We start from the raw sequence: 10,858 nt of genomic DNA, 5'->3' as shown, positions 1-10,858 counted from the left end.
CCCCTTATAGATTTAATAGGCTATTTTTAAGAACGTAGTTTGGCTGATTCTTTCAATACTTCCTGTGAATATTCGTGAATATATTCCGTTAATTCTCTAAGCTTCTCTAAAGAAGCCTCCGGGAATAAACCATGACCCAGATTGAAGATATATCCCGGCTCTTGTACCCCTTCATCAATTAACGCTTTTGCGTGCTCCTTCAAGACGTCCATCGGCGCTGTAAGTAAATACGGATCCAGGTTGCCTTGAATCGCAAATTTCCCACCTGTTCTGCGTCGACCTTCGGACAAGCTCACACGCCAGTCCACCCCGATTACATCCGCTTGAAGCTTCGTAAGACTCGGTAGCAATTCGCCAGAACTTACGCCAGGAAAGTATATTTTCGGTACATCAAGATCGGATAATTCGGAAAAAATACGAGAAACCGTCGGTAACACATACTTTTCAAAATCGCGAGGCGCAAGGGCACCGACCCAGCTGTCGAACAATTGAAACGCTTTTCCACCACTACGAACGTGACTGCGGAGGTAAGCGATAATCATATCGCCGAGCTTGTCCATTAGCATTTCCCAGACACGGGGTTCACTGTACATTAGCTCTTTAGTCCGAATATATCCTTTGGAAGGTCTGCCTTCGATCAGATAGCTGGCAATTGTAAACGGTGCGCCTGCGAAAGTAATCAAGGGCACGTCCAGCTCCTTATCCAGAATTGCAATCGTCTCCAAAATATGTCCGAGATCGCCTTCAACATCAATGGGCTTCAGTCTCTCGACATCTGCTGCAGAGCGAATCGGATTCTCGATCACAGGGCCAATATCTTTGACGATATCAAATTTCACACCGATAGAAGCGACCGGATTCATAATGTCTGAATACAAAATGGCCGCGTCCACACCTAGCTTGCGCACAGGCATCAAGGTTACTTCAGCCGCCAACTCAGGCTGTTTGCAGATTTCAAGCAATGAGTACTTTTCCTTGATTTTACGGTACTCGGGATCATAACGGCCGGCCTGCCGCATGTACCATACGGGAACGTGCTCCGTATCCTGCTTTCTGCAGGCGCGGATAAAAGTGTCGTTGTAGGTCATGATAAGATCTCCATTATATTTTATAAGATTTTTTAAAATAAACGCTTACCGTCCTAATAAGGACGCCGATGGCGTTTATGCTTGATCGGCATACTTACTATTATGCCCTTTTTAAAAGGTTGTAACAAGCAAAACGAAGATCGTGGAATGACAATCCTATGACATTACTATGACATGTATTGCACTTTTGAAGCTAAAAAAATGATATACTGATAAAATGTCTATTTTTCTGTGAATCATGTATTTTCTGAAATTCTTTGAAAGGAAGTGAAAGCACTTTGAAGAAATGGGAGACATGGAAGGTCAACCTCTTAGTGCTTTGGTTCGGACAATTCTTGGTAAATGCCGGAATGACAATGATTACACCGTTCCTGACCTTGTATCTTGCTAAGGATCTTGGAGTTCAGGGTGAGCATGAAATTGGAATTTGGGCGGGCCTTATTTTTGCCGCAAACTTTTTAACTTCTTTCATTTTCCAGCCACTATGGGGAAAACTTGCTGACAAATATGGACGTAAAATCATGCTCCTGCGCTCCAGCTTTGGCATGGCTATCGTTATGGTGTTGATGGGCTTCGCACAATCCCCTATGCAGCTGCTCTTACTGCGACTGCTAAACGGTACAATCTCCGGCTTCAATCCCGCTTCCATCGCACTCGTTTCGGGTACTACTCCGAAAGCACGTATGGGATTTTCGATGGGGCTAATGCAGTCGGGTTCTGTTGCAGGTACCATCCTTGGACCACTTATTGGTGGTTTTCTTGCTGATTTAATCGGATTTCGTCCGATCTTTTATGTCGTTGGCGCCTTGCTCTTCATCGCCTCTCTGCTGGCACTGTTTCTCGTTAAAGAGAAATTCGATCGTGCAGAAGCCGCACAAGAGCCACAGGTGTCAGTAATGGAGGGCTTGAAGGAATTGATCAAGATCCCTCAGCTCCCGGCGCTGTTTGGTGTAACCTTTTTGCTGCAATTTGCAATGATCAGCCCCATGGCCTTGCTGCCACTTTATGTTGAAAAGTTAAATGGGCCTGCTGAGAATATAGCCTTTTTAGCCGGAATGGTCAGCGCAGTTACAGGGATCTCCAACATGCTGGCTTCCCCCTTGCTCGGCAAGCTGAGTGATAAAGTCGGCGCACACCGCATTCTGACCTACGCGTTAATCGGGGCTTCGCTATTCCTGATTCCGCAAGCATTCGTTACTAGCGTGTGGCAGCTAATTATTGTCCGTTTTCTCATGGGAATTTTTATGGGCGGCCTATTACCCAGCGTTAATGCGCTTATCCGGTCATATACCCCTGACGGGAAAGAAAGCCGCGCATTCGGCTTCAACGGCAGCACATTGTCACTGGGCAATATGCTGGGAGCTATCATAGGCGGCTTTCTATCTGGTTATATTGGTATTGAGGGACTGTTTATCATCTCCGGAAGCTTGTTGCTGTTAAACACCGTATGGGTCCGGGTTAAGCTATACAAAGCTACTCCGCCACGGCTATTTCGCTAATTTTCTGCTATTTCACCATTGCCAACGCCAGTCCATCATAGGCTGGCAGACAAGTGCTGATCAGACGGTCATCGGTGGCGATCATTTCATTGAAATGCCGTACAGCCAGAATGGCAGGTCCATTTCGATCTGTATTTAGCGTCCGTCCGCGGAGAAAGATATTATCACCAGCAATAATCGCTCCTGGATTAGCCATCTTGATGGCATATTCCAAGTAATTGGTATAGTTAATCTTGTCTGCGTCGATAAAGAAGAAATCGAACTTAGCGCCCTCTGCTTCAAGTGCCTTCAGGCTGTCCATTGCAGGACCAATTCTATATTCCGTAGAATCACCGAATCCGGCCAGTTCTAAATTACGGCGAGCAAGCTCGGCATAATCGGCCCTCAGCTCTAGCGAAGTCAGCGTGCCACCTTCAGTGAAGCCGCGAGATAAGCAAATCCCGCTGTAGCCGCCAAGTGCTCCAATCTCCAAAATACGCATGGAGCGAGACAGTCTAACAAGCATAGTGAGCAGTCTTCCGTACCCCGGCTCGACAGACACCTCCGGCATACCCGCTTGGACGATAGCTTCTTTTACCTGAAGCAGGATTTCGTCCTCGGTATAAAGTTGTTCACTGTATTCTTCTTGGGTAAGCATAAAGATTCTCCTTTGATGATCCCCCGTTTTCTCGAATGAAGGGATGACGGGGAAGATTTTATGGTTTATGGAATGCCGGGCATTGTGAAGTGTCCCGCATTCCCCTATACTTGTATGGATGCTTTTCTTATGGTATTGGCTTTTCTTATTGTACTGGCTTTTTGTATTTATCTACAAGTTAAACGGAGTTGAGAGTATTTGAGCAAATTACAATTAATCGCTACTGCCCCTATGGGATTAGAAGCTGTAGTAGCGCGCGAATTAAACGAACTGGGTTATGAGACCACGGTCGAGAACGGTCGTGTATTGTTCAGTGGTGATTATATCGACATCTGTCGCTGTAATTTATGGCTGCGTACATCCGACCGCGTATTAGTAAAAATGGGTCAATTCCCCGCCAAAACCTTCGATGAGTTATTTGAAGGTGTTAAAGCGCTGCCTTGGGAAGACTGGATTCCCGAGAATGGAGAATTTCCGGTTGAAGGACGATCCCATAAATCACAACTAACGAGTGTACCCGCTTCCCAAGGGATTGTCAAAAAAGCTATCGTCGAGAAGCTGAAGCTCTCCTATCATACGGACTGGTTCCCAGAGAACGGACCTCGATATGTGATCGAAGTGATTCTGTTAAACGATATCGCACTTATTACGCTAGACACCACCGGACCTGCTCTTCACAAACGCGGATACCGCAGACAGGCTACAGAAGCGCCACTGAAGGAAACGATGGCAGCCGCTTTAATCCAGCTTAGCCGCTGGAATGGCCACCGTCCGCTATATGATCCATGTTGTGGTTCGGGAACATTGTTGATCGAAGCCGCGATGATCGCTTGGAATATCGCACCGGGACTACGGCGTTCCTTCCCTTCAGAACATTGGCCAGTCATCCCTAAGTATCTGTGGGAGGAAGCTCGCGAAGAAGCTTTCGATGCCGTACGAGATGATTATCCGTTGCAGCTAACCGGCACGGATATCGATCCTGCTGCTATAGAAATTGCTGAAGCCGCTGCTAAAAGCGCCGGCCTGTCCGGAGAAATAACCTTCACCGTGATGGCTGCCGCCAAAGCAAGACCCCAAGGCGAATACGGCTGTATCATTACCAATCCGCCATATGGTGAACGGATCAGTAATGATAAAGAGGTGGAGAAGCTGACTCGCCAGTTTGGTGAAATGATGCTGTATCTACCGACTTGGTCATTCTTCGCGATTAGTCCTTATAAGGAATTCGAACAATATTACGGCCGTAAAGCGGACAAGCGTCGCAAGTTGTATAACGGACGTATTGAGTGTCAATATTATCAATACTTGGGTCCACTTCCACCTAGAAATCCGAAATAATTCGGAAGACTATTACGCCAAGCATGAACGCCTTCGGCGTCCTTATAAGGACGGTAAGCGTTTATGCGAGAAATATAAGAACGGACATCTACCTCGATTGAGGACGGTGTCCGTTTCTTCTTACATACTCAACTTCTGCGCTAGGAGGCTTTAACGTGTCACGAGATCCATTTAGTAGGAGCAGCTCATCCATAACGGATAGAATGATCACTATTGTCCGCTCCCGTTATATTGGTTACATCCTTTTTCTTGTCCTTATGCTCGCTAAGCTAATGTTTCTTCACAGCGGCCTGCATGCTCCTAATATTGATATGAACCGTCTCGACAAGCTCATTGCTCTCGGTTCAGTTATGCTGTTATCATTTTGGGTGTTATGGCTCCCCCGACGTGGACAAACCTTAGCCCTGATAATCATAAACGTGCTCCTGACATTACTTATTTATTCTGATATTGTCTACTATCGCTACTTTCAGGATTTCATCACCGTTCCCGTTCTTTTTCAAGCTGGACAGATGGATGCACTTGGCGGAAGTATCTTTGCACTACTCCGTCCCTCTGATCTCTACTTGTTCGCGGATTGGCTGATATTTCTGGGTTACACCATTTGCGTAGTGTTATTCCGTCGGAACACGCCTACCTATAATAATGGACAGCCTTCCTATTATGCCCGCACAAGTCATTTTCGTCCCTCTTCACGCTTAATGAGAGGACTAAGACGGAGCGTTAACGGGGTCGTTGCATTGGTATTAGGCTGCATTCTGACCTTTGGCCCTATCCACTCTTACGCCACTACGTGGGCCAAGGGTTTATTCACTGGTAACTGGTGGAGCTTGGCAATGTATAACGTTACTGGACTCATTGGATTTCATGGTTATGATATTTACTTGTATGCCAAAGATCATTTAGGCCCGCAGCCTGAGCTTTCACAAAAGGAAGCCAACTCCATGAAGCTCTGGTTCAATGAACACAATGCTGAGCAAAGTGCTCTTAAAGACAGCTTTGGAAAATACAGCGGAAGCAACATCGTTGTTATTCAGGCCGAAGCTTTTATGAATTTTGTAGTCGGACGTTCGATCAATGGACAAGAGGTCACACCTAATTTGAACGCTCTAATCAAAGAGAATACCTACTTCAGTAATTACTATCATCAGACCTCACAAGGACGAACCTCCGATGCGGATTTCGCCTCGAATGGTTCACTGTATCCGCTGGTCTCCGGCTCAGTATTTGTCCGTTACCCGGATCATCAATTTGACACGTTACCTGCCATTTTGAAGTCCAAGGGCTATAGCACCAATGCCTTCCATGCGTATGAAGGAAGCTTCTGGAATCGGCAGATTATGTATAAGGCGATGGGGTACGACCATTTTTATAGCAAAAAAGACTTTAAGATCGACGAGCCCCTAGGCTGGTCATTGGGAGATAAATCATTCCTGCGGCAGTCCCTAAATATTATGGATTCTGCAGAATCGATCCAGAAGCCCTTTTACTCTTTTTTGACTACACTATCTAGTCATCACCCATATTCTCTCCCTGCGGCTAAGCAAGGGCTTGATACCGTGGAGTTTAAAGGTACCATCTTCGGAGATTATTTACAGGCTGTTCATTATACAGATGAAGCTCTAGGTGAATTAGTGAGTGATATGAAGCAGCGTGGGTTGTGGGATAACACGATCCTTGCCTTTTATGGTGATCATGATAACTCGATCCAAGAAACCTCTTATTACGAACAATTTCTTGGTAAAAGCTTAAATAAGCTCGACATGCATCAAATCATGCATCAAGTTCCATTACTCATTCATCTGCCGGGTAATAACACTTCGGTGATTGATTCTAATCCAGCTGGTCAATTGGATCTCACACCTTCCTTACTCCATCTGCTCGGGATCTCACAAGATCCATATTATCTCATGGGTAATAATCTGTTCAGCGGCAAAGAGCGACTTGTGACACTGCGAACCGGTGCCTTTGCCGATGCGAAGCGCTCCTATCTTCCAAGTGAAAATGGACAATTCAACAGCGGCACCTGTTATAGCCTCGACAGCCGCGAAGCCATTGACGTTGCGGGGTGCAGCACCGGGTTCGAGACAAGTAAGCAACGACTGCAAATCTCAGACGATATCATGAAATACGATGGCATCAAAATGCTCCGAAAAGCAGAATCTGCACCATAAAAATTTCATTTATAAAACAAAAAGCCCTAAACTCCGTCATCAACACGGGTTTAGGGCTTTTTAAGTTGATGGATAAGACCTCTGCATTATTTCTGAACGGCCGGTTGCTTGATAAAAGTTTCTACCTTCTTCAACACTTCTTCCTCTGTTGGAGCACTCACATAACGACCATTAACATATACAAAGGCCCGTTTGCCACATGGACCACAGTACGACTTACAGCCGACCTTGATCTCTGCATCAGGCGCCATCTTTTGCAGTTTGGGTATGATACTCTTCAATTTCATAAAATTACATTCATCGCACACTTGTAGATCGTTAGCCATGGAGCAACCCTTCTTTATGTCCCAAATTTAAGGCGAAACGTTTAGTGATCGCCGTGATTACCTTTAGACGGATTAGTAATAACAAAACCTTCTTCAGGAAGATATAAATAATCAACGACCACACCATCAAGGAGCGGTTGATTCGGATCAAGAATAACATCGATTTCTTTATCTGTCGAGACTACAACATCATTCTCATTAGGCGTGTCCAAATCCAGTCCGTAGTGAGCATGATCACCGTGAGCATGCGTAATCGCTACGCGAAGCTTCAACTCGCTGTTTCCTTCAAGTTCCATTTGTTTCTTTATCACTTTAGCCGCATTGCGGGTAATTTTGACCTTCATCTATCATCCATCTCCTAGTACTTAAATTAAATACTCAATTACCTATTTTAAAGGTAAATGATATCTAAAAGCAACTATATTAACAAATTAGATACACAATCCGAGGTAGATCCTCACTTCACTGCCTCATTTTCCGGCCTGAAGTGCCGGGTATTTCCGTCCCATCCGTGACACGAACCAGCCCATAAGAAGCATCGTCACACCAATATCATCGATCGGTAAAAAAGGCATAAAATCCGGCAACACCCAATAGAGCAGTACTGGGATTGTGAATAAAAGCTTGTCCCCTATTGCGACTTTAGGGGAGATCACATATCGCCAGGAACTACTGAAGATAGTAGACCATTGTTTCAGTGACAGCAGTTTTTTCAGTTTCATAGTGACCCTCCTCCCAAGTAAAAAGGATACAGCCGCGGATAACGTGTAGTGACGACAGCGGCCATACCCTATGGTTTATGTTACGCAAGTTTACTGTAATTGTTTCATAATTATTTCACATTGGATAGTATCGTTCCCAAAATTAGACCCGTTTCTAGCGCCATATCCTCAAAATCTGCCAGTGGCAACGGATTTTTGCCGATCCCCAGCTCTACTGTAAATCCTGGTTTACGAAAGGTCTGGATGAACCAATCCTTATACCCGGCATCGCTGCCAGTTAATTCGACTGCACGATAGCTGCTCGCAGCGGCCAACCGTGTTGCTAATTCGCGGCTTTCGGGAGGTTCATATCCCCGGTAATTCCAGTAGATCTCTCCCCCTTGGCTATGCAAAGACACTGCAGCTTCTCCGGGCGCGTTCTCAGCAAGTACCGCTAGAGCGGCTGCCTCAGGTTCACTTAGCGCCTCAGGACCACTGTAATCACGCGGAGAGGGCAGGATTACTCCACGGCGTTCCCGTTCCTCTTCCCAATGAGCAGGGAACTGATCCCCGAGATCCACACCGCGTATATTGGCCTTCCAATGGCGAAAACTCCGCCGTCCCCCGTTCCATTTCATAAGGTCCTCATAATAAGGGTGGCCTGGTAAAACGCCCTCCTGCACTAACTCCACGCCGTCAGGGTTAGCCATGGGTACAGCCCATAGGGTCCAATTATTGTACCATTCCTCTGGACGATGACCATTCCATGCCAAACCTTTAGCATAAGCTGCTGCATACTCTTCTATGAACGACATCAGGCAAGGCGAGGTCAGCCATTCATTAGCATGTAGAGCCGCATTAACATGCAAATGGCGGGTTCCATTGCCTATTTTAAGCACATGAATTGGCTTGCCGAGCACACTGTTGCCAATTGGATATGCTTGTATAAAAGGATATTGTGCAATCAGACTGCTGATATCGTTCTCAACATCAACCGGACCGTACTCTCCACGTAAGAATACCACTCGCTCTGGAATCGGAGGCGGAATGACGAGCACTTTTCCCGGTGTACAAAAGCGCCCTGAGGACACACCTGGATTAAGCTTCTCCAAATCATCTAAACTCACATTGAATAATGAGGTTATGCGTTCAAGATCGTCCCCTTCCTGCACCGCATACCTTTTACGTGGCGAAGACGGCAGAAATAAAACCTGACCCGGATATAAATAAGACTGTCTCCCAACCCATGGATTGCCTTGAATGACATGCTCAGGGGTTAATCCATGCAGGGCGGCAATTCGGCTTACGGTATCTCCCCTGCTTGCAATATATTGTCGCATTAGGTCTCATCCTCTCGGCCTTAAATTGCTGATACGGTGGATACAAAAATAGCAGCAAACAGCACTTAACTCTATTGTATGCAAGAGCCACTACCCTGCATGAAGGAGAAATGAATCACAAGAAAATAGGCTGGGAATTATGCTTCCCAGCCTATTTTATCTTACACTCCGTAGAGTTTGTCCCTATTCAATTCAACATTGCTCTGTTTATAACGTGGATACTTGCCATACTACTGGGGTACGTTTAATTTGTTCTCCAAGCCAGTCTCGGGCAATTCGCTGAAACATTTCAGCATCACCACTGCAGAAGAACTGATGAATTGGACTTTCATCCCCGATGGACAGTTTGCCTTTATCGTATAAAATCGTGCTGATCTCACGAGCTGTCTCATCTGCGGAACTGATCAGTTTGACTCCCGGTCCCATGGTCTCTCCAATAGGCTCAACAAGAAATGGATAATGAGTGCATCCTAAAATTAAAGTATCGATGTTATTATCTTTAATGCCTTCCAATGCCTGCTCTACAATTTCATAACTTATCTCAGAGCGGAACATGCCTTGCTCAACGAGTGGGACAAGTGCTGGGCAGGCTTGACTTACAACCTCAACAAAAGGAGACAGCTGCTTTAGTGCGTTAGTATAAGCCCCACTGCCGATGGTTCCTATTGTACCGATCACGCCGACATGTCCGCTTTTGGTCGCGCTAATTGCAGCACGGGCTCCGGGATGAATCACCCCAATGACAGGGATAGAGACCTTGGCTGAGATATAATCGAGTGCCGCTGCTGTTGCGGTATTACAAGCGATAACAATCATTTTAGGATTAAACTGGATCAAATAATCTACAATTTGTTCTGTAAACAGTGTTACTTCCTCGGTCGAACGGGGTCCGTACGGAGCTCGGGCCGTATCTCCGAAATAAATGATTTTCTCCCGCGGGAGTTGCCTCATCACTTCTTTGACAACTGTTAGCCCTCCCACACCTGAGTCTAATATTGCAATAGCTTGCTGCACGAACACACCGCTTCCTTCTACTTGTTTTGTGTAGCTTATGTAAGCCGAAAACAAAATGTACCTGACTTTCAGCCCCAATTGCAGATATTACTCCTTTTGGACTCTTAGTTCAAGCCAAGACTTTTTCCATCATTTAACAGGTCTATAAGAATGAAATAAAAAAGCCACCTTCCGCCCAATGCGAAAAAGCGGCTCTATTAAAAGAGAATAAGTACTTTTTGACCGTAAACCAAACACTCCATCCACTGTTTCATTATGCGATTTCGTTATTATCCTTGTCATCTGGCTGAGCTTCTTCAAGACTAGCTTCTTCACTGCTTACTTCTTCATTTACAGGCGATACCTCTAACTCCGTTACCTCTTCCAAAGTGGCCGCTGCCTCTTGAATCGTTTCTTCCGTAGCAATTCCACTTACTGCTACAGTAGCAGTATCTTCTTCTGCAGCATTAGAACATGATTTGCTCCATTCGCGAACCTCATGGACTACATGACCTAAAGAATCCTTAGCTTTGTCATACAGCTCAACGCTCTTGTCTCCAGCCTGCACGGCAATTCCCTGTACCTTTTCAATGCCAGCAGCTGTTCCTTCCGCAATATCCTTGCGCAGCTCTTTACCTGGCTTAGGCGCGAACAGAAGTGCTGTCACTGATCCAACCACACTTCCGACTAAAGCTCCCCATAACAAACCTTTTGTGTCCTTTTTCATCGTTTCATCTCTCCTTTAAATTCATTGCTCCCCGC

11 protein-coding genes are annotated in these 10,858 nt (G+C 45.7%); 3 read left to right on the top strand and 8 right to left on the bottom strand.

Going from position 1 to position 10,858, the window contains the following annotated elements; genetic code table 11:
- Window positions 1-26 precede the first annotated feature (26 nt).
- Window positions 27-1,088 (bottom strand): uroporphyrinogen decarboxylase, encoded by a 1,062-nt coding sequence (hemE, locus tag PAENI_RS00855; RefSeq protein WP_042186799.1) that lies wholly within the window; start codon window positions 1,086-1,088, stop codon window positions 27-29.
- A 278-nt stretch (window positions 1,089-1,366) separates the two neighbouring features.
- Here hemE and PAENI_RS00850 point away from each other — a divergent pair, with 278 nt between their 5' ends.
- A complete protein-coding gene (locus PAENI_RS00850) occupies window positions 1,367-2,587 on the top strand; it encodes an MFS transporter (protein ID WP_042126273.1) in 1,221 nt (406 codons plus the stop codon).
- 7 nt (window positions 2,588-2,594) lie between these two features.
- On the opposite strand, the gene PAENI_RS00845 is transcribed toward PAENI_RS00850, so the two are convergent.
- Window positions 2,595-3,224 carry an O-methyltransferase gene (locus PAENI_RS00845; protein ID WP_149643942.1) on the bottom strand — a complete coding sequence of 210 codons (630 nt, stop codon included), beginning with the start codon at window positions 3,222-3,224 and terminating at the stop codon, window positions 2,595-2,597.
- 198 nt (window positions 3,225-3,422) lie between these two features.
- Here PAENI_RS00845 and PAENI_RS00840 point away from each other — a divergent pair, with 198 nt between their 5' ends.
- Entirely contained in the window at window positions 3,423-4,562 is a 1,140-nt protein-coding gene (locus PAENI_RS00840) for a THUMP domain-containing class I SAM-dependent RNA methyltransferase (protein ID WP_076283187.1), read from the top strand.
- 203 nt (window positions 4,563-4,765) lie between these two features.
- Window positions 4,766-6,736: an LTA synthase family protein gene (locus tag PAENI_RS00835; protein ID WP_149644541.1), complete on the top strand. Its 1,971-nt coding sequence runs from the start codon at window positions 4,766-4,768 to the stop codon at window positions 6,734-6,736.
- 86 nt (window positions 6,737-6,822) lie between these two features.
- On the opposite strand, the gene PAENI_RS00830 is transcribed toward PAENI_RS00835, so the two are convergent.
- The 6 genes from PAENI_RS00830 to PAENI_RS00805 form a co-directional block, all read right to left on the bottom strand.
- Window positions 6,823-7,062: a YuzB family protein gene (locus PAENI_RS00830; RefSeq protein ID WP_149643941.1), complete on the bottom strand. Its 240-nt coding sequence runs from the start codon at window positions 7,060-7,062 to the stop codon at window positions 6,823-6,825.
- 41 nt (window positions 7,063-7,103) lie between these two features.
- Window positions 7,104-7,406 carry a HesB/IscA family protein gene (locus tag PAENI_RS00825; protein WP_042126263.1) on the bottom strand — a complete coding sequence of 101 codons (303 nt, stop codon included), beginning with the start codon at window positions 7,404-7,406 and terminating at the stop codon, window positions 7,104-7,106.
- A 126-nt stretch (window positions 7,407-7,532) separates the two neighbouring features.
- The gene (locus PAENI_RS00820) at window positions 7,533-7,784 is read right to left on the bottom strand and encodes a hypothetical protein (protein WP_076283188.1); all 252 of its coding nucleotides are present in this window, start codon (window positions 7,782-7,784) and stop codon (window positions 7,533-7,535) included.
- A gap of 110 nt (window positions 7,785-7,894) precedes the next feature.
- A complete protein-coding gene (locus PAENI_RS00815) occupies window positions 7,895-9,103 on the bottom strand; it encodes a M14 family metallopeptidase (RefSeq protein WP_076298551.1) in 1,209 nt (402 codons plus the stop codon).
- A 207-nt stretch (window positions 9,104-9,310) separates the two neighbouring features.
- The gene (racE, locus tag PAENI_RS00810; protein ID WP_076283405.1) at window positions 9,311-10,117 is read right to left on the bottom strand and encodes a glutamate racemase; all 807 of its coding nucleotides are present in this window, start codon (window positions 10,115-10,117) and stop codon (window positions 9,311-9,313) included.
- Between the two features lie 253 nt (window positions 10,118-10,370).
- The gene (locus PAENI_RS00805) at window positions 10,371-10,823 is read right to left on the bottom strand and encodes a YtxH domain-containing protein (RefSeq protein WP_149643940.1); all 453 of its coding nucleotides are present in this window, start codon (window positions 10,821-10,823) and stop codon (window positions 10,371-10,373) included.
- Window positions 10,824-10,858: the final 35 nt, after the last annotated feature.

It is taken from the genome of Paenibacillus sp. B2(2019) (assembly GCF_008370385.1).
Lineage (GTDB): Bacteria > Bacillota > Bacilli > Paenibacillales > Paenibacillaceae > Paenibacillus_AQ.
The sequence above is the reverse complement of the archived record's forward strand: the minus strand, read 5'-3'. Positions and strand labels throughout refer to the sequence as shown.

Bases quoted from the DNA above. Each gene is read 5' to 3' on its own strand.
- hemE (WP_042186799.1), bottom strand. From the start codon at position 1,088: ATGACCTACAACGACACTTTTATCCGCGCCTGCAGAAAGCAGGATACG.
- PAENI_RS00845 (WP_149643942.1), bottom strand. From the start codon at position 3,224: ATGCTTACCCAAGAAGAATACAGTGAACAACTTTATACCGAGGACGAA.
- PAENI_RS00835 (WP_149644541.1), top strand. From the start codon at position 4,766: ATGATCACTATTGTCCGCTCCCGTTATATTGGTTACATCCTTTTTCTT.
- PAENI_RS00830 (WP_149643941.1), bottom strand. From the start codon at position 7,062: ATGGCTAACGATCTACAAGTGTGCGATGAATGTAATTTTATGAAATTG.
- PAENI_RS00825 (WP_042126263.1), bottom strand. From the start codon at position 7,406: ATGAAGGTCAAAATTACCCGCAATGCGGCTAAAGTGATAAAGAAACAA.
- PAENI_RS00820 (WP_076283188.1), bottom strand. From the start codon at position 7,784: ATGAAACTGAAAAAACTGCTGTCACTGAAACAATGGTCTACTATCTTC.
- PAENI_RS00815 (WP_076298551.1), bottom strand. From the start codon at position 9,103: ATGCGACAATATATTGCAAGCAGGGGAGATACCGTAAGCCGAATTGCC.
- PAENI_RS00805 (WP_149643940.1), bottom strand. From the start codon at position 10,823: ATGAAAAAGGACACAAAAGGTTTGTTATGGGGAGCTTTAGTCGGAAGT.